We start from the raw sequence: 22,408 nt of genomic DNA on the forward strand, positions 1-22,408 counted from the left end.
AGGGAACCCGTCGACTCGTAGTCGGTCTGTCAAAAAAGGCGGCGATTATAACGGTAAACGCCGCCTCGCGCGGCGACCTGTAGTCCATCTGGGCAACGGATGTTTTTTCGCCTTGCGTGCAGCATTCCATAACGCTTTGTTTTGAATCTAAAACAATCGGCGGCAAGGCGACGAAGGAGGTCGTAATGGCGGCAATTTTTCATTGATCTAAGCTCCCCATGGTCCTAAAGTTCGCGCCGAACGTCCATGCTGGCAACGATCCATTCGGCTCAAGTACTGACGACGAGAGATCAATTCGATACTCGGCGACATGCCTTGGGAAGTAGGCGAACCAAAGTGGGGAAACTGATCAGGCGTTCGCGCTTTGCTATTACTTAGTGACGCACCCCTAACTACCTTTGTGTGTTTTGCCATTGGAGCTCCCGCATGCCGATTCAGGTCGAAGACTACTACCCGCGTGAAACCTTCCAGAAAATGAAGGACTTCGCCGACCAACACGAAACCCCGTTCGTGGTGATCGATACCAAGATCATCGATCAGGCCTACGATGACCTGCGCGCCGGTTTCGAGTTCGCCAAGGTCTACTACGCGGTGAAGGCCAACCCGGCGGTCGAGATCATCAACCTGCTCAAGGACAAAGGCTCGAGCTTCGATATCGCCTCGATCTACGAGCTGGACCGGGTGATGAACTGTGGTGTCGGCCCGGAGCGCATCAGCTACGGCAACACCATCAAGAAAGCCAAGGACATCCGCTACTTCTTCGAGAAGGGTGTGCGCATGTTCGCCACCGACTCGGAAGCCGACCTGCGCAACATCGCCAAGGCCGCGCCGGGCTCGAAAATCTACGTGCGCATCCTCACCGAGGGTTCCACCACGGCTGATTGGCCACTGTCGCGCAAGTTCGGCTGCCAGACCGATATGGCCATGGACCTGCTGATTCTCGCCCGCCAACTGGGTCTGGTGCCCTACGGCGTATCCTTCCACGTCGGCTCGCAGCAGCGCGATATTTCCGTATGGGACGCGGCCATTGCCAAGGTCAAGGTGATCTTCGAGCGCCTCAAGGAAGAAGACGGCATCGAGCTGAAGATGATCAACATGGGGGGCGGCTTCCCGGCCAACTACATTACCCGCACCAACAGCCTGGAAACCTACGCCGAGGAGATCATCCGCTTCCTCAAGGACGATTTCGGCGATGACCTGCCGGAAATCATCCTCGAACCGGGCCGTTCGTTGATCGCCAACTCAGGCATTCTGGTCAGCGAAGTGGTGCTGGTCGCGCGCAAGTCGCGTACCGCAGTCGAGCGCTGGGTGTATACCGACGTCGGCTTGTTCAGCGGCTTGATTGAAACCATGGGCGAGGCCATCAAGTTCCCCATCTACACCGAGAAGAAAGGCGAGATGGAGGAAGTGGTGATCGCCGGGCCGACCTGCGACAGCGCCGACATCATGTACGAAAACTACAAGTACGGCCTGCCGCTCAACCTGGCGAGTGGCGACCGCCTCTACTGGCTGTCCACCGGGGCTTACACCACCAGCTACAGCGCGGTGGAGTTCAACGGCTTCCCGCCGCTGAAGGCCTTCTACCTGTAGGCTTGAGTACTAAACGCACATAAAAAACCCTGCCAGCCGGCAGGGTTTTTTTATGTGTGTGGGTCATACCGCTGAACCTGGCAACTGCACCACTAGACAGCCAGGCGCTAAGGCTGGAACCAGGCTGCGGTTTGGCAGGAGCTAGGTGCTGCTGGTGTCTTGCTGTACATTCGTTCAAATAAACTGGGTCATCACAGGAGTTGTCGGCATGCACCAGGAAACGCGGTTTTCCCGCCTGGAACCGGAGCTGCGCAAGGCGCATCTGATCGAGGCCACGCTGGTATGCCTCAAGCGCCATGGTTTTCAGGGCGCCTCGATCCGCAAGATCTGCGCCGAGGCAGGGGTGTCGGTCGGGCTGATCAATCATCACTATGCGGGTAAGGACGAACTGGTAGCGGAGGCCTACCTGGCTGTCACCGGGCGGGTGATGAGCCTGCTGCGCGAGGCCATCGACGCCGCGGCGCCGAGTCCCAGGGCGCGGCTGTCGGCGTTTTTTCGGGCGTCGTTTTCCCCCGAGGTGCTCGACCCGCAACTGCTGGACGCCTGGCTGGCCTTCTGGGGCGCGGTGAAAACCGCCGAGGCGATCAACCTGGCCCACGATCAGTCCTATGGCGAATACCGGACCATCCTCGCCCAGGCCTTGAGCTGGCTAGCCGAGGGCGAGGGCTGGGCAGACTTCGATGCGCCGCTCGCCGCCATCGGTCTCAGCGCTCTGCTGGATGGCTTGTGGCTGGAGTACGGGCTCAACCCCACGACCTTCACCCCGGAGCAGGGCGTGCAGATATGCGAGGCCTGGGTCGATGGCCTGCAGGTGAGCGGCTTTCGCCGTGTCGAGTAGCCAGTCGTTGGTGCTGTTGATCATCTGTTCAGTACTGGCTACATTGGCCGGGAAAGTAAGTAGCCTGCTTGACCCAGAATAAATCCAAGAATTGGCCGCGCCCATGACGCGGCGGGGGCACAGTGATGACGGTAACACCCCGTGTGCTGATCGTTGATGACGATCCAGTGATCCGCGAGCTGCTCGCGTCCTATCTGCAGCGTGACGGTTATCAGGTGCACTGCGCCGACACGGCGGAGCAGGCCGAGGCCTGCCTGCTGGATAATCCGGTGGACCTGGTGATGCTGGACATTCGCCTGCCGGGCAAGGATGGCCTGACCCTGACCCGCGAGTTGCGCGTGCGTTCGGAGGTGGGGATCATCCTGATCACCGGCCGGGATGACGAGATCGATCGAATTGTCGGCCTGGAGTGCGGCGCCGACGATTACGTGGTCAAGCCGTTCAACCCGCGCGAGCTGGTGTCGAAGGCGAAGAACCTGGTGCGCCGCGTGCGCCACGCTCGGGCGTTGCAACCGCAGGCGCCGGCGGAGGCGCGTCAGCTGAAGTGTTTCGGTGACTGGACCCTGGATGTCGATCGGCGCCGCCTGGTGGCAGCCGACGGCAGCGAAGGCCTGCTGACCCAGGGCGAGTTCCAGCTGCTCAGTGTGCTACTGCGCAACGCCGGGCATACCCTGAGCCGCGACCAACTGATGGATCAGATCCGCAACCGCGAATGGCTGCCGAATGACCGCTCGATCGACGTGCTGGTCGGCCGTCTGCGGCGCAAGTTGAACGACGACCCGGCCGACCCGCAGTTGATCATCACCATCCACGGCGCCGGTTACCTGTTCAGCGCCGCGGTCAGCAGCCGGCAATGACTGTTCCCCTGCGCCTGACGCTGTTGCTGACTGGACTGTGCCTGAGCGCGGCCAGCTTGGCGGCGCCTGCGCCTGTGCGCTACTGCGATTACCCGGTGTATCCGCCGATTTCCTGGAGCGATGCCAACGGCGAGGTGCAGGGCCTGGCGCCACGCGCGGTGCGCGAGGTGATCGGCCGACTCGGCTTGCCGCTGGAGGTGGTGGTACTGGGCAACTGGAAGCGTTGCCTGACCGATGCGGCCGAGGGCCGGGTCGATCTGGTGATCGCCTATCGCTCGGCCGAGCGTGAGCACAGCCTGCTGTTCAGCCAGGTGCCGCTGCTGCGCGAGGAGGTGTCGGTGTTCTACAACCGGCGCAAGCCCTTGGCGGTGACCCGGCTCGAGGACCTGGCGCGCTATCGCGGCGGCCTGCTGTTCGGCGAGAGCTATGGCCAGGCCTTCGACCGCTTCGTCGCCACCCATGGCAATGTCGAGTGGGTGGCCAGCAATCGACAGAACTTTGGCAAGTTGATCCGCGGACGGATCGACTTCATCGCCCATGAGCGACGCACCGGCAAGCTGTTTCTCGAATACCTGCCGGGCGCCGAGGAGATCGAGGTGCTGCCGCTGACCCTGGCCGTGGACCACCTGTATTTCGCGGTGTCGAAACGCTCGCCGCTGGCGGCGCGGATGACCGATATCGACCGGGAACTGCAGCGTCTGCTGAGCGGTGAACGGGTCGAGCACTGGCTGCGGGAAAGCGAGCAGGCTTATCGGGCGCTGCAGTCGCAGGCGGATGGGCAACCGTGAAGTCCTGGGCAGTGTCGCCGTCCGGCCAGTTGTCGCGCCGCCTGTTGCGTTTCATTCTGCTGTTCAGCCTGTGTTTCACCCTGCTGGCCAGCGCCTTGCAACTGTACTTCGAGTATCGCCGCGAGATGCAGGGCATCGCCTCGCGCCTCGAGTTGATCCACAGTGGTTACCTGGCCAGCATCGAGCGCAACCTGTGGGACCTCAATCAGGCGCAGCTGGACGTACAACTGCGCGGCCTGGTGGACTTTCCCGATATCGCCTGGGTGCACCTGCGCAGTGCCGATTTCGACCTGTTGCAAGGCCATCGGCTGCCCGCCGACGCGGCGCGCACCGAGCGCTTCGACCTGAGCTATCGCATGGCCGATGGCGAGCTGCGCGCGCTCGGCTCCCTGGAGATAGGCGTCGATCTGCAGGCGGTGCACCGCCGTTTGTATGCCAGCGGTTTGACCAACCTGTTGTGGATGGGGCTGTTCATCTGCGGCCTGGCGATCACCCTGTCCTGGCTATTCCATCGCCTGGTGACTCGCCACCTGTTGGCCATGGCGGCCTTCTCGAGGCAGCTCGCCGGTGGTGAGTGGCAGGCGCCCTTGCGCCTGGACAAGGGCCGCGGCGCGGCAGAAGACGAGATCGATGCGGTGGCCCATGCCCTGGACGAGATGCGCCAGGCCATTGTCGAGGATATGCGCCAGCGCGAGGTCGATCGTCTGGCCCTGCAAGACAAGAAGGACGAATTGCAGAAAATGGTCGAGCGGCGCACCGCCAGTCTGCACAGCGCCAAGGAGGAGGCCGAAGCGGCCAACCTGGCCAAGTCACGTTTCCTCGCGACCATGAGCCACGAGCTGCGCACCCCGCTGAATGGCATGCTCGGCATGGCCGAACTGTTGCGCGATGCGCCGCGCGACGCACTCGGTCGGCGCCGCCTGCAGGCCTTGCACAAGGCGGGCGAGGGCTTGCTGGCGCTGCTCAACGACTTGTTGGATTTCGCCAAGCTGGAGGAGGGCGAGGCGCGCATCGAGCCGGTGGGCTTTTCCCTGCAACAGTTGCTGGATGAGGTGCTCACCCTGCTCGAGCCCCGGGCGCAGGCCAATGCCAGCCAGCTCCTGAGTCATCTCGATCCCGGCCTGGGCGGCTATTTTCGCGGTCCCGAGCAATTCCTGCGGCAGGTCCTGACCAACCTGCTGGCCAATGCCATCAAGTTCACCCAGAACGGGCGGGTCCAGCTGCGCGTCGAGTTGCTGCAGCAGGATGCGGGGCGCCAGCGCCTGCGCATCCAGGTGGAGGACGACGGCATCGGCATACCCGAGGCGGTGCAGGCGCGGATCTTCGAGCGCTTCGTGCAGGCCGACGAACAGGTGGCCAGGCGCTACGGCGGCGCCGGGCTCGGCCTGGCGATCTGCAAGCGCCTGGTGCAGGCCATGGGCGGCGAGATCCGCCTGCACAGCCGCGAAGGCCAGGGCAGCCGCTTCTGGTTCGACATTTGGCTGCAGCAGGCGCAGCCGCCGCTGCAACTCGCGGCCGCTGCGGCGCCGGAAACCGCCCCTGAGCCACGCCATGTGCTGGTGGTGGAAGACGTCGAGCTGAACCGCGAGGTGGCCCAGGGCCTGCTGGAGCGCGAAGGGCACCGGGTGAGCCTGGCCGAGGATGCCGAACCGGCCCTGCGCCAGTGCCAGGCCAGGCGTTTCGACCTGATCCTGCTCGATGTGCAGCTGCCCGGTTTGAGCGGCGTGGAACTGTGTCGGCAAATTCGTCAGGACCCGTTGGGGGTCAATCGGCAGACGCCGATCTTCGCCTTCACTGCCAGCCTGCAGCCGGCCATGGTCCAGCGCTACCTGGATGCCGGCATGCAAGGGGTGATCGCCAAGCCGATCCAGCTACCGGCCTTGCGTCAGGCCCTGGCAGGCATGCTGCGCGGCGCGCCGGTGGCGAGCGAGGCGCTGCTCGATCCGCACGTATTGCACACCCATCGCGAGGCGCTGGGGGCCGGCAAGCTCGCCCAGCTGTTGCGCCTGTTGCAAGACAGCCTGCAGCAACAGGGCGAGCTCTTGCTAACCGCCTTGCAGGCGCGGGACTACCCGGAAATCGCCAGTGCGGCGCACCGCCTGGCCAGCGCCAGCGAGTCACTCGGCGGGCGGCCACTGGCGGCAATGCTGCGGCGTCTCGAAACTGCGGGCGAAGAACAGGCCGAGGCCCAGTGTGCGGAACTGGCCGAGCCGCTGCGCGAGCTGCTCGACGCCACTCAGCAGGCGTTGAGTCAGGCGCTGACGCAGTTGTAACAACGCCGTTACCACTTCTTACATCTTCTTTCCCGGTGTTCAACGGGGGCTTACATCGCTTGCCAATAATCAGGGCGGAACCGGGCACTGGTCCCGGTCAAACCTTGGTCTTTGGGAGATAACAACAATGAAGCTCCGCAAACTGTCCGCCCTGGACGCGCTGCTGGTCGGCGCCGTCCTGCTGGCGCTGATCGCCGGCTCGCTGAGTCTGTTCGACGATCCGATGTCCGGTCCGCTGCAACTCGCGTTGATCATGGTCGGCTGCTTCGCCGCCCTGATCGGCATGAAGAACGGCGTCAGCTGGGCCGAACTGGAAGCCGAGATCACCGCCACCAACGCCAAGACGGTCGCGCCGATTTTCATCTTTCTGTCGATTGGCGTGCTGATCGGTGCCTTTATCATCGCCGGCACCGTGCCGACCCTGCTGTATGCCGGGCTCAGCCTGCTGTCGCCGGCCTTCTTCTACCCGCTGGCCTGTCTGATCTGCGCCATCGTCTCGATGTGCATCGGCTCGTCCTGGACTACCGCCGCGACCATCGGCGTGGGCCTGATGGGCACCGCCCACGGTTTCGGCTTGTCGGCGGAAATCACCGCGGGAGCTGTGGTGGCTGGCGCCTATTTTGGCGACAAGATGTCGCCGCTGTCGGAAACCACCAACCTGGCCCCGGCCGTCGCAGGCTCCGAGTTGTTCGCCCATATCCGTCACATGGCCTGGGTGTCGCTGCCCAGCTTCCTCATCGCCCTGGTGCTGTTCAGCATCCTGGCGCTGAATGCCGATGCTCAGGGCGAGGCGGTGTCCAATGTCGGCGAACTCAAGGCGCAGCTGGCCGGTTCGTTCAACATCGCCTGGTACAACCTGATTCCGCTGCTGGCCCTGCTCGGGCTGTCGATACGCAAGGCGCCGGCGTTCCCGGCGATCATGCTGTGCAGTGCGCTGGCCTGTGTGTTTGCCGTGTTGTTCCAGGCGCCGGTGATCGAGCGTTTCATGGCCGATAGCGAGCAAACCGGCGCGCTCATGGTGGTCAAGGCCCTGTGGACGGTGATGGCCACCGGCTTCGTTTCGCACAGCGGTAACGAGGTGGTGGACAGCCTGCTCAGCCGTGGCGGCATGGCCGGCATGGTGTTCATGGCGTTCCTGGTGTTCTGCTCGATGATGATGACTGCGGTGCTCGAACGCATCGGTTTCATCCGCTTCCTGCTCGGCCTGATCGTACGCGGCGTGCACTCGGTCGGCGCGCTGATCGGCGCGACCCTGGCCACCAGCATCGGCGTCAACGTGCTGACCGGTGACCAGTACCTGTCCCTGGTGCTGCCGGGGCAAATGTGGAAGGAAGAGTACCGCCTGCGCGGTCTGGCGGCGGTCAACCTGTCGCGCACCATCGAGGATGGCGGCACCGTGACCTCGTCGCTGATTCCCTGGAACGCCTGCGGCGTCTACATGGCGGCGACCCTGGGCGTCGCCACCCTGTCCTATGCACCCTTCGCCTTCTTCAACTGGATCAATCCAATCATCGCGCTGATCTACGGCATCTTCTGCATCAAGATCCTGCCGCTGGTCAGCCAGGATGCCGAGTCTGAGCCGCAACTCGCGGCGGCTAAGCCGCTGGTGAGCGCCAGCTAGACACTGAGTGTCCTGCGCACCACAACAAAGGCCTGGCCGGCACTGGCCGGGCCTTTGTTTTTGCCCTGTAAGCAGTTGTGCGAAGTTGTAATGCCAATCGATAGATAAATAAAAAATCTAATAAATACAAATAGATAGAGTTTTCATTCGGTTGTTCTGATGGGTTGTCACGCTACTGAACAAGTGTTTAGTATTGCTTCCAGAGAGGACGCCTATGCCGTCCTTGTTAGCAGAATAAGAAGTCGAGGATTGCCATGAACACTGCATCGAGTCTGTTGACGCGGGTTGCCGGCGGCGCCGCCTGGGTCACCCTGAATCGCCCCGAGCAACGTAACGCGCTGGACATCCCCAGCCTCAAGGCCCTGCACGCGCTGCTCGACGAGCTCAGTGCCGACCCTGCCGTGCGTGTGCTGGTACTGACCGGCAGCGGCAAGAGCTTCTGCGCCGGCGCCGACCTTGCCGAGTGGGCTGCGGCCGAGGCCCGTGGCGCGCTGGAAAGCTACGGCTGGACCGAGGCCGCGCATGCCCTGATGACCCGCCTGCATGGCTTCGGCAAACCGACCATCGCCGCCATCAACGGCACCGCAGTGGGCGCCGGGATGGACCTGACGCTGTGCTGTGATTTTCGTCTGGCCGCGCAGTCGGCGCGCTTCAAGGCCGGCTACACCAGCATGGCCTACTCACCGGATGCTGGCGCCAGCTGGCACCTGCCGCGCTTGATCGGCAGCGAGCAGGCCAAGCGTCTGTTGTTCCTCGACGAGCTGTGGGGCGCCGGGCGTGCCCTGGCCGCCGGCCTGGTCGGTGAAGTCTGCGCCGACGAACAGTTGCTGGCAGTCGCCGACGAACTGGCTACGCGACTGGCCAGCGGCCCGACCTTCGCCTTCGCCCAGACCAAGACCCTGATCGAAGACGGTGCCCGGCGCAGCCTGGCCGAGCAGCTCGAAGCCGAGCGCCGCGCCGGGCTGCTCTGCGGTCGCAGCGAAGATGGTGGCGAAGCGTTGCGCGCCGCCATGGAAAAACGCGCCCCCCTCTTTATCGGCCGCTGAACTGCAGCCCCTTGCCACAGGACATAGCGATGAATTTTCAACTGAGCCAAGAACAAGAAATGCTGGTCGCTGCGGTACGCAGCTTCGTCGAGAAGGAACTGCTGCCCCATGAAGAGGCCGTCGACCGCGCCGATGCGGTATCCCCGGAGCTGGCCGCGCAGATTCGTGGAAAGGCCATCGCCGCCGGCTTCTATGCCTTCAACATGCCGGAGGAGGTGGGTGGCGGCGGCCTCGATTACCTGTCCCAGGCGCTGATCGAACGTGAGCTGTCCAAGGTCTCCTGGGCCTTGCAGGTGTTCGTCGCGCGACCGTCGAAGATCCTCATGGCCTGCACCGGCGAGCAGATTCAGGACTACCTGCTGCCCTGCATCCAGGGCGAGAAGATCGACTGCTTCGCCCTCACCGAGCCGGGCGCCGGCTCCGACGCCAACTCGATCAAGACCCGTGCGGTGCGCGACGGCGATGACTTCCTGCTGAATGGCAGCAAGCACTTCATCAGCCACGCCGGGCATGCCGATTTCGCCATCGTCTTCGCGGTCACCGACAGCTATGAGAAGAACGGCAAGAAGCGCAACGCCGTGACCTCTTTCCTGGTCGATCGCGATACCCCGGGGATGACCATCCGCCGCGGGCCCAAGTGCGTGAGCAACCGTGGCTATCACACCTACGAGCTGTTTTTCGATGACTGCCGGGTACCCGCGAGCAAGGTGCTCGGCGAGGTGGACAAGGGCTGGGAGGTGGCCAATGCCTGGCTCACCGCCGGCCGCGTAATGGTCGCCGCCAACTGTGTTGGCCAGGCGCAACGGGCACTGGATCTGGCCCTGCAATGGTCTGCCGACCGCAAGCAGTTCGGTCAGCCGATCGGTAGCTACCAAGGGGTGTCGTTCAAGCTCGCCGACATGGCCACGCAGATCCGCGCCGCCGAGCTGCTGTGCCTGCACACCGCCTGGAAGATGGACCAGGGCAGCATGACCGACGGCGACGCCGGCATGGCCAAGCTGCTGGCCAGCGAAGTGCTCGGCAAGGTGGCCGACGAGACGGTGCAGATCTTCGGCGGCATGGGCCTGATGGACGAAGGCCCGGTGGAACGCATCTGGCGCAACGCGCGGATCGAGCGGATCTGGGAAGGCACTTCGGAGATCCAGCGTCACATCATTTCCCGAGAACTGCTGCGGCCGTTGCTGCGCTGAGGGGACCGTCATGAGCCAAAGAGACAACCTCAAGCGCCTGTTGGCACCACGTCATCTGGCCTTTATCGGTGGCCGCACTATGGCCCGCGCGCTCAAGCGCTGCGTCGAGGGCGGTTACCAAGGCCAGCTGTGGCTGGTCAATCCGCAGCACGCCGAGCTGGAAGGCGTGCCCTGCGTCGCCAGCGTCGCCGAGCTGCCTTGCGGGCCGGATGCGGTGTTCATCGCCACCAACAAGGAATTGACCGTGCAGGCGGTGGCCGAGCTGGCCGCCAAGGGCGCGGGCGGCGTCATCTGCTACGCCTCCGGCTTCGCCGAAACTGGTGCAGAGGGCCAGGCGCTGCAGACCCGCTTGCTCGCCGCCGCCGGCGACATGGCGCTGCTCGGACCGAACTGTTACGGCCTGCTCGACTACCTGCACGGCGCCGCGCTGTGGCCGGTGGCCCATGGCGGCAAGGTAGTCGAGCAGGGTGTGGCGGTGCTGACCCAGAGCGGCAACTTCGCCTACAACCTGTCGATGAGCGACCGCTCGCTGCCGGTGGCCTATATGGCCTCGGTGGGTAATCAGGCGCAAATTGGCGTCGCCGAATTGATGGACGTATTGCTCGATGAGCCGCGCGTCACCGCCATCGGCCTGCACTTGGAAGGACTGAACAACGTTCCCGGTTTCGCCCGCGCTGCGCACAAGGCGCTGCAGCAGGGCATCCCGATCATCGCCCTGAAGACCGGCGTCTCGCAGATCGGCGCCGAGCTGGCGCTCAGCCACACCAGTTCCCTGGCCGGTTCTGATGCGCTGTATGACGCGTTGTTCGAGCGCCTCGGCGTGATCCGCGTCAGCGGCCCGGTGAGCTTCGTCGAAACCCTCAAGGCGGCGGCCTGCGGCCAGCTGCCGGCGGGGCCGAGCCTGGCCGCGCTAGCCTGTTCCGGCGGCGATGCCGGACTGATCGCCGACTACGCCGAGCGCAACGGCCTGAGCTTGCCGACGCTGGATGACCGCCAGCGCAGCGAGCTGGCCGCGGTGCTGCCGGCTTACGCCAATATCGTCAACCCGCTGGACTTCACCACCGCCATCTGGGGCGATCGCGACGCCCTCGACAGCATGCTCGACAGCGTCCTGCGCAGCACGGCCGATGCCGCCCTGCTGGTGCTCGACTACCCCGATGCAGCCTCGGGCGAGCGCCCGCAGTGCGACCTGCTGCTGGAGCTGTACTGCGCCGCGCTGGCGCGCCACGGCAAGCCGGGTTTCGTCGCCTCGGCCTTCCCCGAACTGCTCCCGGCCAGTGCCCGCGAGCGCCTGCACGCCCACGGCGTGGCGGCCCTGCAAGGGGTGGAAGATGGTCTGGCGGCCTGGGGCCGGATCGCCCACTACCAGCAGCGGCGCGCGGCACTGCTGGCGCGCGGCGAATCGGCGTTGCTGCCGATCTGCCCGCAAGCCCTGACGGGCCAAGGCCGGCTGCTCGATGAGTGGCAGGCCAAACAGGCCCTGGGCGCCTTCGGCCTGCCGTTGCCGCAGGGCCTGTTGAGCACCCCGGGCCAGGCGCTGCAAGCGGCGCAGGCGTTGGGTTATCCGCTGGTGCTCAAGGTGGTTAGCAGCGCGCTGCCGCACAAGACCGAAGCCGGTGGCGTGGCGCTCAATCTGGGCGACGACCAGGCGCTGCAAGCCGCCCTCGAGGACATGCGCGCCAGCCTGGCCCGGCATGCCCCCGAGTTGCCCTTCGAGCAGGTGCTGCTGGAGCGTATGGCGCCACCGCCGCTGGCCGAGCTGATTGTCGGCATCAAGCGCGAGAACGGCTTCGGCCTGGCTTTGGTGCTCGGCGCCGGCGGGATTCTCGTCGAGTTGCTCCAGGACAGCCGCAGCCTGCTGCTGCCGACCAACGCTGCGGCGATCCGCGAGGCGCTGCTGAGCCTGCGTAGCGCGCCTCTGTTGCAAGGCTTTCGTGGCCGTCCGGCGGTCGATTTGGACGCCCTGGTGCAGGCGATTCGCGCGGTGGCCGACTACGCCGGCGAGCACGCCGCGCAGCTGCTGGAGCTGGACGTTAATCCGCTGTTGCTCAATGCCCAGGGCGCCGTCGCGGTGGATGCCCTGATTCGCCTGGCCCAGGACTGAGGACATGATTATGCAAGAGAACCACAACCTTACCGGCGGCCAAGCCTTGGTGCGCCTGCTGGCCAACTACGGCGTCGACACCGTGTTCGGCATTCCCGGGGTGCACACCCTGGAGCTCTATCGCGGCCTGCCCGGCAGTGGCATTCGCCACGTACTGACCCGCCACGAGCAGGGCGCCGGCTTTATGGCCGACGGTTATGCCCGGGTGACCGGCAAGCCGGGCGTGTGCTTCGTCATCACCGGCCCCGGGGTGACCAATGCCGCGACGGCGATCGGCCAGGCCCATGCCGACTCGATCCCCATGCTGGTGATCTCCAGCGTCAACCACAGCGCCAGCCTCGGTAAGGGCTGGGGTTGCCTGCACGAAACCCAGGACCAGCGCGCGATGACCGCGCCGATCACCGCGTTCTCGGCGCTGGCCACCACAGCCGAGGACCTGCCGCAGCTGATCGCCCGTGCCTTTGCCGTGTTCGACAGCGAACGGCCGCGCCCGGTGCATATCTCGGTGCCGCTGGACGTGCTGGCCGCGCCCATCGCGCGGGACTGGAGCGCCGAGGTCGTGCGTCGGCCGGGGCGTGGCCTGCCGAGCGCCGAGGCGCTGCAGCAGGCCGCGGACAAGCTGGCCGGCGCCAAGCGGCCGATGATCATCGCCGGTGGCGGCGCCCTGGAAGCCGGCGCGGCACTGGCGGCACTCAGCGAGAGGCTGGCCGCGCCGCTGTTCACCAGCGTCGCCGGCAAGGGCTTGCTGCCAACCCAGGCGCCGCTGCATGCCGGCGCCACCCTGTGCGTCGAGCCCGGCTGGCAGCTGATCGAGCAGGCCGACGTGGTGCTCGCGGTCGGCAGCGAAATGGCCGACACCGACTTCTGGCGCGAGCGCCTGCCGCTGACCGGCGAGCTGCTGCGGGTGGATATCGACCCGCGCAAGTTCAACGACTTCTACCCCTGCGCCGTGGCGCTCAAGGGCGATGCCCGGGCCACGCTGGAGGCGCTGCTGGCGCGCTTGCCGCAGCAGGTGCGCGATCCGGCGCTTGCCGTTCAGGCGGTGGCCGCTTTGCGCGCCGCGGTCGAGGACGGGCAGGGGCCGTTGCAGCGCATTCACCAGGCGATCCTGGCGCGCATCGCAGCGGTGCTGCCGGACAACGCCTTTATCAGCACCGACATGACCCAGTTGGCCTACAGCGGTAACTACCTGTTCCCTAGCCGCGCCCCGCGTAGCTGGTTGCACCCCACCGGTTACGGCACCCTCGGCTACGGTCTGCCAGCGGGCATCGGCGCCAAGCTGGGCGCGCCCGAACGGCCCGGTCTGGTGCTGGTCGGCGATGGCGGCTTCCTCTACACCGTGCAGGAACTGGCCACCGCCGTGGAAGAGCTGGACAGCCCGCTGGTGGTGCTGTTGTGGAACAACGATGCCCTGGGGCAGATCCGCGACGACATGCTCGACCTGGACATCGAGCCGATTGGCGTGCTGCCGCGCAACCCGGATTTCGCCGCCCTGGCCAGTGCCTTCGGTTGCCGGGTACAGCAGCCGCAGAGCCTGGATCAGCTGCAAGAGCAGCTGGCAGCGGGCTTCAGCCATCCCGGCGTGACCCTGATCGAACTCAAGCACGCCTACGCCCAATAAGGCGGGCAAGGAGATGTCTATGCGTTTTTCCACCCTGACCCAACGTATCGCCGGTGACGGCGCCGCCGCCTGGGACATTCACTACCGTGCCCTGGCCCGCCAGGAGCGCGGCGAGGACGTGCTGCTGCTGTCGGTCGGCGACCCGGATTTCGACACCCCGCAGCCGATCGTACAGGCCGCCATCGACAGCCTGCTGTCCGGTAATACCCACTACACCGAGGTCACCGGCAAGCGTGCGCTGCGCGAGAGCATCGCCAAGCGCCATCGTCTGCGCAGCGGTCAGGCGGTCGCGGCCGATCAGGTGGTGGTGTTGGCCGGCGGCCAGTGCGCGCTGTTCTGCGTGGCCCAGTGCGTGCTCGAACCCGGCGATGAAGTGATAGTCGCCGAGCCCATGTACGTGACCTACGAGGCGGTGTTCGGCGCTTGCGGGGCCAAGGTGGTTCCGTTGCCGGTGCGCCCCGAGCACGGCTTCCGGGTGCAGGCCGAGGATGTCGCCGCAGCCATCACCCCGCGCACCCGCGCCCTGGTGCTGAACAGCCCGCACAATCCGTCCGGCGCCAGCCTGCCGCGCAGCACCTGGGAGGCCCTGGCCGAACTGTGCATCGGCCATGACCTGTGGCTGATCTCCGACGAGGTCTACAGCGAGCTGCTGTACGAGGGCGAGCACGTCAGCCCGGCCAGCCTGCCGGGCATGGCCGAGCGCACCGCGACCCTCAACAGCCTGTCCAAGTCCCACGCCATGACTGGCTGGCGGGTCGGTTGGGTGGTGGCGCCGCCGGCCTTGGCCGAACACCTCGGCAACCTGGCCTTGTGCATGTTGTACGGCTCGCCGGACTTCATCCAGGATGCAGCCTGTGTCGCCCTGGAGGCGAACATGCCGGAGCTGGAGGCGATGCGCGAAGCCTATCGGCAGCGTCGCGACCTGGTCTGCGCCTGCCTGGCCGATTGCCCAGGGCTGCGCGCGCTGAAGCCCGACGGCGGCATGTTCGTGATGGTCGATATCCGCGCCACCGGGCTGTCCGCCCAGGCGTTCGCCGACCGCCTGCTCGACCGGCATGGCGTCTCGGTACTGGCCGGCGAAGCCTTCGGCCCCAGCGCCGCCGGGCATATTCGCCTGGGCCTGGTGCTCGGCAGTGCTCCGCTGCAGGACGCCTGCCGGCGCATCGCCCGCTGCGCCGCAGAGCTGATCGAGGAATTGGTTGAGGAACCCTGCCATGCATAAGCACGCCCAGTTGTTTATCGATGGCGCCTGGGTTGCGCCCGCGGGCAGCGGCCTGGCCGAGGTGCTCAATCCGGCGACCGAACAGGTCATCGGCCAGGTGCCCCTGGGCGACGAGCGTGACGTCGAGCGGGCGGTACAGGCCGCGCGCCGGGCCTTTCCGGCCTGGGCCGCGACTCCGGCCAGCGTGCGCGCCGGCTATATCCAGGCCCTGGCCGCGCAGCTCGAAGCTCGCGGCGATGAGATGGCCGCGCTGATCACCGCCGAACTGGGTATGCCGGTGCAGTGGTGCCGCCCGATTCAGGTGGACGGGCCGCTCGAAGGCTTGCGCCACTATGCCGAGCTCGCCGCGCTGATGGACGAGGTGCGCGAAGTCGGCAACTCCCTGGTTATTCGCGAGCCGGTGGGGGTGTGCGCCTTTATCAATCCGTGGAACTACCCGCTGCATCAGTTGCTCGGCAAACTCGCCCCGGCCCTGGCCGCCGGCTGCTCGGTGGTGGTCAAACCGAGCCAGGAAACCCCGCTGCACGCCTTCCTGCTGGCGCAGATGATCGAGGCTATCGGCCTGCCGGCCGGGGTGTTCAACCTGGTCAGCGGGCCGGGCGCCAAGGTCGGCGAGGCGCTGGCCAAGCATCCACAGGTGGACATGGTCTCCTTTACCGGCTCCACCGGTGCCGGGGTACGGGTGGCCCAGGCCGCCGCGCCGTCGGTCAAGCGCGTGTGCCTGGAGCTGGGTGGCAAGTCGGCGCTACTGATCGGCGAGGATGCCGACCTGGCAGCTGCGGTGCGCCATGGCGTGCAGGACGTGATGCTCAACTCCGGGCAGACCTGCACCGCGCTGACTCGCATGCTGCTGCCGGCCAGCCGCTATGCCGAAGCCCTGGAGCTGGCGCGCGCCGAAACCGAGGCCCTGCGCCTGGGCGACCCGCTGGACCCGCAAAGCTTCCTCGGCCCGATGTGCTCGGCCGGGCAGCTGCGTACGGTGCGCGACTACATCCGCATCGGTGAGGAAGAAGGCGCGCGCCTGCTGTGTGGCGGCGTCGCAGTGCCTAGTGGGCTTGAGCGCGGTTTCTATCAGCTGCCGACCCTGTTCGCCGATGTGGATAACCGCATGCGCATCGCCCAGGAAGAAATCTTCGGCCCGGTGCTCTGCCTGATCCCCTATGCCGACGAAGCGCAGGCCGTGCAACTCGCCAACGACTCGCCGTTCGGCCTGTCCAGCGGCGTCTGGGCCGGCACGCCAGAGCGCGGCTTGGGCCTGGCGCGGCAGATGCGCGCCGGGCAGTGCTTCATCAACGGCGCGGCCTTCAACTACCGTGCACCCTTCGGCGGCTACAAGCAGTCGGGCAATGGTCGCGAGTGGGGCGAGGAGGGGCTGGCCGAGTTTGTCGAAATCAAGGCCGTGCAGTGTTAGGCACGGTTTTTCGTGTTTTTCGTAGGGTGGGCCGCGCAGCGGCGTAAGCCACCGTGGACGCCCCGGTATCGGCCTGATTGGCCTGATACCCGCTTGGTGGGTTACGCCTGCGGCTGACCCACCCTGCAAAGGCCCTGTAAGTTCAAAGGAAATTTTTATGAAGGTACTGATAGTCCACGCCCACCCCGAGCCGCAATCCTTTACCACGGCCCTGCGCGATCTGGCCGTGGAGACCCTGCAGGGCCAGGGCCATCAGGTGCAGGCCTCCGATCTCTATGCAATGAACTGGAACCCGGTGGCCAGCGCCGCCGACTTCGCCGAACGCCAGAACCCGGATTACCTGGTGTATGCCCTGGAACAACGCGTCGGCGCCAAGGGCGGCGGCCTGGCTGCGGATATCCAGGGCGAGCTGGACAAGCTGCTGTGGGCCGACACGCTGATCCTCAACTTCCCGCTGTACTGGTTCTCGGTGCCGGCCATCCTCAAGGGCTGGATCGACCGGGTACTGGTCAGCGGGGTCTGCTACGGCGGCAAGCGCTTCTACGACCAGGGCGGCCTGGCCGGTAAGCGGGTGCTGGTCAGCCTGACCCTGGGTGGGCGCGAGCACATGTTCGGCGAGGGTGCTATTCATGGCCCGCTGGAGGACATGCTGCGCCCGCTGTTGCGCGGCACATTGGCCTATGTAGGAATGGATGTTCTGCGACCTTTCGTCGCCTGGCATGTGCCCTACATCAGCCATGCGGCGCGTGAGGAGTTCCTGGTCGCCTACCAGCAACGCTTGAGCGGGCTTGAACGGGAGCAACCCCTGGCGTTTCCGCGCCTGGAGCAGTTCGACGAGCGGCTGTATCCCTTGCCGCAGGCCTGAGCCTGCCTGGCGCAGTCAACGACGCGTCGCGTATCGTCCATTTGCAGGGAGAGGGATTGGGACATGATGGCGCGGCTGCTCAGGAGGCAGCGCTGAACCCTTGGTCAATGTGCCGAGGTGACCCGACCCGGTCTGTACGGACCGGGTCGGGCGCTCGAAGGCGGACTGTCTAGAAGCGATAGTTGGCGCTCAGCTCCAGGCTGCGCGGTGCGCCGGGGGTGATCAGGTCCACCGAGCCGTGGGCCGAGGCGAAGTACTCCTTGTCGAACAGGTTGCGCAGGCGCAGGGCCGCGTCCCATTGCGGCTGGTTGTATAACAGCGCGGCATCGAAGGTGGTGTAGCCGGGCATGACGGTGGCGTTGTCCAGGGCGGTGAAGCGCTCGCCGACGTAGTTGGCGCCCATGCCGACTCGCCATTGCTGGGTCAGCGAACGCACCAGCCACAGATTGGCGCTGTGCTCCGGGGTCAGGGTCGGGGTCCGGCCTTCATTGGCCACACCGTTGGTGAAACTGGTGGACTTGGTGATTTGCGCATCCAGATAGGCGTAGCCGGCATAGACCTGCCATTTGTCGCTGAGCTGGCCGGTCAGGGTGGTCTCGAAGCCATCGGTACGCTGCTCGCCGGCGAGGATCAGCTGGCCGGGATTGGCCGGGTCGCTGGTCTTCATGTTGGTGCGTTCCAGGCGAAACAGCGCGGCGGTGAGTGACAGACGCTGATCGAGCAGATCCCATTTGCCGCCCAGCTCGTAGTTGGTGGTCTGCTCCGGCTCCAGGTCTTTAATCGAATTGTTCAGCGGGAAGGTCTCGCCTGACGGCTGATAGGAGCGGCTCACCGAGACGTAGTAGGACTGCATCTGGTCCGGCTGGTAGACCAGGCCGACCCGTGGGCTCCACGTCCGGTCGGTGCGCGAGATGTCGCTGCCGCTCAGGTCGTCATCGAAGGCTTGGTCGAACACGTCGTAGCGCACCCCGAGCAAGGCCTTCCATTGCGGCGCCAGTTCGATCAGGTCCTGTACATAGACGCCGGCGGTGTCCTGGGTGTTGAGTCCCTTGGAGGTCTGTTGCGCCGCCGTGAACGGCACCTCGACCAGACCGTCGCTGAACACCGGTACCCGCGCCACATCGCTCTGGCTGAATACCGACTGGTGCTTGTACTGCCGGCCCAGCTCCACGCCATACAGCAGGCTGTGCTGCATGCCGGCGAGCTGGACTTGCTGCTTCAGCTCGGTCTGGTTGAACCAGCCATCTTCCTTGCGCTGCACGTTGCCGCGGCGCAGCTTGACCAGCAGTTCGCCATTGGCGGCGGTGACGAAGCGGTTGGCATCGGTGTGCGCCAGGGTGTTGTTGCGATCGAGATCGTAGTGGTAGTAACGGCTGGTATTGGACAGGCTGAAGTCGTCGTTGATCTGGTAGTCGAGGCCGGCGCTGAGGGAGAACACCTCGCTGCGGGTGTAGTCCTGGTCCGGGTCGGCGGAGCCGAAACGGGTGCCTGGGTCGACATCCACCGGGCGACCGTTCAGCGCAGGAATGCCGAAGTCGATCAGGCGCTTGTCGTACAGGTAGCTGGCGCCCAGGTTGAGCTCCAGGTCATCGGACAGCTTGAAATAGGCCGAAGGCGCCAGCGCCTTGCGCTCGAGGAAGGCGTCGTCGCGGAAGCCGTCGCTGTCCTCCAGCGCACCGGTGACCCGAAAAGCCTTGTCGCCGTGCTCCTGATCGGCCCAGCCAGCATCGAACTGGGTGCGTTTCTTGCCTTCGCTGTCGACGCTAACGCCGACTTCCTGCACCGGGGCGAAGGTCGGGCGCTTGCTCACGCTGTTGATCAGTCCGCCGGATGAGCCGCGGCCGTAGAGCACTGCGGCCGGGCCCTTGATCACTTCCACCCGCTCGATATTCGACAGGTCGCGGTAGTACAGGGCGTCGTCGCGAATGCCATCGATGTACTGGTCGCCGATGGCGCTGAAGCCGCGGATGGTGACCTGGTCGCGCTGGCCGTCGCCGTTGGACAGGCCCACGCCGGGCACGTTCTTCAGTACATCTTCCATCGACTGGGCGCCCTGATCCTTGATCACGCTCTGCGGGATGACGTTGACCGTCTGCGGAATATCGCGCAGCGGCGCATCGATCTTCAGCGCGCTCTTGCTAATGCTGGGCTTGTAGCTGCTCTGTTGCTGCTGCCCGGTTACTACGGCGGCTGGAATCTCCAGCGCGCTGTTTGATTCGGCATGCACGGCCTGAGCGGCGAAGGCGCCCAGCAGCGATAGATAAAGTGGATTTAAGCGTAAGACGGTCACCGCGCGACTCCCCATGAAAAGAGTGCGAATGGTATTGCTTTGCATTTGCGCATGCAAATGCGTTGCAACTTTATTTGTAAATGACGGTCAGCGCGTAACGGAAGGAGGTGGCGTGACGAGCTAATTGCGGCTGATTGTGTTTATCAAATAGAATTCATTCTCAAAATTATCGGGCGCATTGGGCGTCCGCCTCATGTTCGTGCCGAGCCTCGTCGATGTTCAAAAAAGTCTTGTTTCAACTGCACTGGTTGTTCGGCATCAGTGCCGGCCTGGTGTTGGCCCTGATGGGGGTGACCGGTGCGCTCTATAGTTTCGAAGGCGAGATCATGGCGGCGCTCAACCCGCAGCTGTTGCGCGTCGAGGCGAGTGAGTCCGGGATGCTGGCGCCGGCCGAACTGGTGAGCAGGATCGAGGCAGCAGAAGGCAAGACGGTCTCCGGGTTGTGGGTGGATAGCCGCGATAAGAGCGCCGCGCGAGTGTTCTTCACCCCGCCGGCGGGCGAGCGGCGGGGGCCGATGCGCTACTTCGACCCCTACAGCGGTGAGCCGCTCGCCGAGCCCAGCGGCCAGCAGTTTTTCGGCCTGATGCTGCAGTTGCATCGTTTTCTGGCCATGGGCGAGACGGGCCAGCAGATTACCGCCGCCAGCACCCTGGCGCTGCTGTTCTTCTGTCTCTCTGGTTTGTACCTGCGCTGGCCGCGCAAGGCGCTGAACTGGCGAGCCTGGCTGACCCTGGACTGGGCCAAGCGCGGGCGCGCTTTCAACTGGGACCTGCACGCGGTCGCCGGCACCTGGTGCCTGCTGTTCTATCTGTGCGCCGCGCTGACCGGTCTGTACTGGTCCTACGACTGGTACCGCGAGGGCATGACCCGTCTGCTCGGCGATGCGCCCGCGCAGCAGCAAGGCAAACCGGGTAAATCAGCGTCACGGGCAGGGCGTGGCGAGGCGGCGCAAGCCGCGCCGCGGGTGGTCGATTACGACGCACTCTGGCGCAACTTGCAGGACGCCGCGGGGCCTGGGCTGGTGGCCTGGAACCTGCGTCTGCCGCCGGTGGCCGGCAAGCCGGTTACGGTGTTCTACCTGCTGGCGGAAGCCGAGCATCCGCGCGCGCTGAACCAGCTCAGCCTCGACCCGCTCAGCGGCCAGGTCAGTCGGCACCAGCGCTATGCCGACAAGTCCTTCTCCGCGCAGTTGCTGGCCAGCGTCTATGCCCTGCACACCGGCGAGTACTTCGGCCTGCCGGGGCGCATCCTGATGCTGCTGGCCAGCGCCGCCATGCCGCTGTTTGCGATCACCGGCTGGTTGCTCTATCTCGATCGGCGGCGCAAAAAACGCGCAGTCATGCGCGCACGCAGCGGCTTGGTCGAAGGCGAAACCGGGAAACAGAATTGGCTGATTGGTTTTGCCAGCCAGAGCGGTTTCGCCGAGCAACTGGCCTGGCAGACCGCCGGGCAATTGCAAGCGGCAGGGCTGCCGGTGACGGTGCAATCCCTGGCCTCACTGGATGAGCGCAGCCTGAGTCAGGTGCAGAACGCGCTGTTCGTGGTCAGTACCTTCGGCGACGGCCAGGCGCCGGACAGCGCGCGCGGCTTCGAACGCAGGCTGCTTGAGGGTGAGCTGGCGCTGGGCGAGCTGAGCTATGCGGTGCTGGCCTTGGGCGACCGCCAGTATCAGCAGTTCTGTGGCTTTGCCCGGCGCCTGCATGGCTGGCTGACCCGCCAGGGCGCCGCCAGCCTGTTCGCTCCGGTGGAGGTCGACGGCGGCGATGCCGAGGCGCTTGCCAGTTGGCGGCGGCAACTGAGCGCGCTGACCGGAGCCGCAGCACCGCCAGTGCTGGAGCGGCCCTTCGTCGAGTGGCGCTTGCAGGCACGGGTCTGCCTGAACCCCGGCAGTGCCGGTGCGCCGACCTTTATGTTGCGCTTGCAGCCGCCCGTGGACGCGACCTGGCAGGCGGGGGATCTGCTCGAAGTGCTGCCGCGCAACGACGGCGAATTGGCGGTGCGCGAGTACTCGATTGCGTCGTTGCCGAGCGATGGCGCACTGGAGTTGATCGTGCGCCAGGAAACCCACCCCGACGGTTCCCTGGGGCTGGGCTCTGGCTGGTTGTGCCATGAGCTCGCACCCGCGCAGGCACTCAGGGCGCGGTTGCGGCGCAACAGCAGCTTCCATCCGCCGGAAGATGCCCGGCCGCTGATTCTGCTGGGCAATGGCACCGGTCTGGCCGGGCTGCGCAGCCTGCTCAAGGCGCGCATCGCCGCCGGGCACAGGCGTAACTGGCTGCTGTTCGGCGAGCGCAATCAGGCCCACGACTTCTATTGCCGTGACGAGCTGCATGGCTGGCTGGCCAGTGCTGAGCTGGCGCGCCTGGACCTGGCGTTCTCCCGCGACCAGGCGCACAAGGTCTATGTGCAGGATCGCTTGCGCGAGTCCGCCGAGCAGCTAGGCGACTGGCTGGCGCAAGGGGCGTCGATCTACCTGTGCGGCAGCCTCGCCGGCATGGCCGCCGGGGTGGATAGCGTGCTGCACGAACTGCTGGGCGAGGCGGCGGTGGTCGAATTGATCGAACAGGGGCGCTATCGTCGCGACGTCTATTGAAACGTAGCCTGGATGAAATCCGGGGGCCGGCCAGGCGCGCCCGAGCGCGGATTGCATCCGGGCTACTGGTGCCGCTCCTGCCGCCGCTCTAAGCTTGC

Annotated in this window: 15 protein-coding genes; 14 read left to right on the top strand and 1 reads right to left on the bottom strand. The window is 65.5% G+C overall.

Annotated features, from left to right (window positions below):
- Positions 1 to 426: 426 nt before the first annotated feature.
- The 13 genes from FBY03_RS17885 (at position 427) to FBY03_RS17945 (ending at position 17,426) form a co-directional block, all read left to right on the top strand.
- Entirely contained in the window at positions 427 to 1,590 is a 1,164-nt protein-coding gene (locus FBY03_RS17885; RefSeq protein WP_147173711.1) for a type III PLP-dependent enzyme, read from the top strand.
- A 208-nt stretch (positions 1,591 to 1,798) separates the two neighbouring features.
- Positions 1,799 to 2,428, top strand: a complete 630-nt coding sequence (locus FBY03_RS17890; protein ID WP_147173712.1) for a TetR family transcriptional regulator C-terminal domain-containing protein — start codon at positions 1,799 to 1,801, stop codon at positions 2,426 to 2,428.
- A 125-nt stretch (positions 2,429 to 2,553) separates the two neighbouring features.
- Complete coding sequence (locus tag FBY03_RS17895; protein WP_147173713.1) at positions 2,554 to 3,285, top strand: response regulator; 732 nt, start codon at positions 2,554 to 2,556, stop codon at positions 3,283 to 3,285.
- Positions 3,282 to 4,073 (top strand): ABC transporter substrate-binding protein, encoded by a 792-nt coding sequence (locus FBY03_RS17900; RefSeq protein WP_147173714.1) that lies wholly within the window; start codon positions 3,282 to 3,284, stop codon positions 4,071 to 4,073. The genes FBY03_RS17895 and FBY03_RS17900 overlap by 4 nt, the downstream gene beginning before the upstream one ends.
- Entirely contained in the window at positions 4,070 to 6,346 is a 2,277-nt protein-coding gene (locus FBY03_RS17905; RefSeq protein WP_256677976.1) for an ATP-binding protein, read from the top strand. The genes FBY03_RS17900 and FBY03_RS17905 overlap by 4 nt, the downstream gene beginning before the upstream one ends.
- 127 nt (positions 6,347 to 6,473) lie before the next feature.
- Entirely contained in the window at positions 6,474 to 7,967 is a 1,494-nt protein-coding gene (nhaC, locus tag FBY03_RS17910) for a Na+/H+ antiporter NhaC (RefSeq protein ID WP_147173715.1), read from the top strand.
- Between the two features lie 254 nt (positions 7,968 to 8,221).
- Positions 8,222 to 9,013, top strand: coding sequence for an enoyl-CoA hydratase/isomerase family protein (locus FBY03_RS17915; RefSeq protein WP_147173716.1), 792 nt, complete (start codon positions 8,222 to 8,224; stop codon positions 9,011 to 9,013).
- A 29-nt stretch (positions 9,014 to 9,042) separates the two neighbouring features.
- A complete protein-coding gene (locus FBY03_RS17920; protein WP_147173717.1) occupies positions 9,043 to 10,203 on the top strand; it encodes an acyl-CoA dehydrogenase family protein in 1,161 nt (386 codons plus the stop codon).
- A 10-nt stretch (positions 10,204 to 10,213) separates the two neighbouring features.
- The gene (locus tag FBY03_RS17925) at positions 10,214 to 12,307 is read left to right on the top strand and encodes an acetate--CoA ligase family protein (RefSeq protein ID WP_147173718.1); all 2,094 of its coding nucleotides are present in this window, start codon (positions 10,214 to 10,216) and stop codon (positions 12,305 to 12,307) included.
- 4 nt (positions 12,308 to 12,311) lie between these two features.
- On the top strand, positions 12,312 to 13,928 hold the full coding sequence (locus FBY03_RS17930; protein WP_256677977.1) for a 5-guanidino-2-oxopentanoate decarboxylase: 1,617 nt from the start codon (positions 12,312 to 12,314) through the stop codon (positions 13,926 to 13,928).
- Between the two features lie 19 nt (positions 13,929 to 13,947).
- On the top strand, positions 13,948 to 15,150 hold the full coding sequence (locus tag FBY03_RS17935; RefSeq protein WP_147173719.1) for a pyridoxal phosphate-dependent aminotransferase: 1,203 nt from the start codon (positions 13,948 to 13,950) through the stop codon (positions 15,148 to 15,150).
- On the top strand, positions 15,143 to 16,561 hold the full coding sequence (locus tag FBY03_RS17940) for an aldehyde dehydrogenase family protein (protein WP_147173720.1): 1,419 nt from the start codon (positions 15,143 to 15,145) through the stop codon (positions 16,559 to 16,561). Before FBY03_RS17935 ends, FBY03_RS17940 begins: the two co-directional genes overlap by 8 nt.
- 157 nt (positions 16,562 to 16,718) lie before the next feature.
- On the top strand, positions 16,719 to 17,426 hold the full coding sequence (locus FBY03_RS17945) for an NAD(P)H-dependent oxidoreductase (RefSeq protein ID WP_147173721.1): 708 nt from the start codon (positions 16,719 to 16,721) through the stop codon (positions 17,424 to 17,426).
- Between the two features lie 169 nt (positions 17,427 to 17,595).
- On the opposite strand, the gene FBY03_RS17950 is transcribed toward FBY03_RS17945, so the two are convergent.
- Positions 17,596 to 19,731, bottom strand: coding sequence for a TonB-dependent siderophore receptor (locus FBY03_RS17950; RefSeq protein ID WP_147173739.1), 2,136 nt, complete (start codon positions 19,729 to 19,731; stop codon positions 17,596 to 17,598).
- Between the two features lie 200 nt (positions 19,732 to 19,931).
- Here FBY03_RS17950 and FBY03_RS17955 point away from each other — a divergent pair, with 200 nt between their 5' ends.
- Positions 19,932 to 22,310 (top strand): sulfite reductase flavoprotein subunit alpha, encoded by a 2,379-nt coding sequence (locus tag FBY03_RS17955; RefSeq protein ID WP_147173722.1) that lies wholly within the window; start codon positions 19,932 to 19,934, stop codon positions 22,308 to 22,310.
- Positions 22,311 to 22,408: the final 98 nt, after the last annotated feature.

The organism is Pseudomonas sp. SJZ079 (genome assembly GCF_007993865.1).
GTDB lineage: Bacteria > Pseudomonadota > Gammaproteobacteria > Pseudomonadales > Pseudomonadaceae > Aquipseudomonas.

Bases quoted from the DNA above. Each gene is read 5' to 3' on its own strand.
- FBY03_RS17950 (WP_147173739.1), bottom strand. From the start codon at position 19,731: ATGGGGAGTCGCGCGGTGACCGTCTTACGCTTAAATCCACTTTATCTA.
- FBY03_RS17895 (WP_147173713.1), top strand. From the start codon at position 2,554: ATGACGGTAACACCCCGTGTGCTGATCGTTGATGACGATCCAGTGATC.
- FBY03_RS17935 (WP_147173719.1), top strand. From the start codon at position 13,948: ATGCGTTTTTCCACCCTGACCCAACGTATCGCCGGTGACGGCGCCGCC.
- FBY03_RS17940 (WP_147173720.1), top strand. From the start codon at position 15,143: ATGCATAAGCACGCCCAGTTGTTTATCGATGGCGCCTGGGTTGCGCCC.
- FBY03_RS17920 (WP_147173717.1), top strand. From the start codon at position 9,043: ATGAATTTTCAACTGAGCCAAGAACAAGAAATGCTGGTCGCTGCGGTA.
- nhaC (WP_147173715.1), top strand. From the start codon at position 6,474: ATGAAGCTCCGCAAACTGTCCGCCCTGGACGCGCTGCTGGTCGGCGCC.
- FBY03_RS17915 (WP_147173716.1), top strand. From the start codon at position 8,222: ATGAACACTGCATCGAGTCTGTTGACGCGGGTTGCCGGCGGCGCCGCC.
- FBY03_RS17925 (WP_147173718.1), top strand. From the start codon at position 10,214: ATGAGCCAAAGAGACAACCTCAAGCGCCTGTTGGCACCACGTCATCTG.
- FBY03_RS17900 (WP_147173714.1), top strand. From the start codon at position 3,282: ATGACTGTTCCCCTGCGCCTGACGCTGTTGCTGACTGGACTGTGCCTG.
- FBY03_RS17945 (WP_147173721.1), top strand. From the start codon at position 16,719: ATGAAGGTACTGATAGTCCACGCCCACCCCGAGCCGCAATCCTTTACC.
- FBY03_RS17930 (WP_256677977.1), top strand. From the start codon at position 12,312: ATGATTATGCAAGAGAACCACAACCTTACCGGCGGCCAAGCCTTGGTG.
- FBY03_RS17885 (WP_147173711.1), top strand. From the start codon at position 427: ATGCCGATTCAGGTCGAAGACTACTACCCGCGTGAAACCTTCCAGAAA.
- FBY03_RS17890 (WP_147173712.1), top strand. From the start codon at position 1,799: ATGCACCAGGAAACGCGGTTTTCCCGCCTGGAACCGGAGCTGCGCAAG.
- FBY03_RS17955 (WP_147173722.1), top strand. From the start codon at position 19,932: ATGTTCAAAAAAGTCTTGTTTCAACTGCACTGGTTGTTCGGCATCAGT.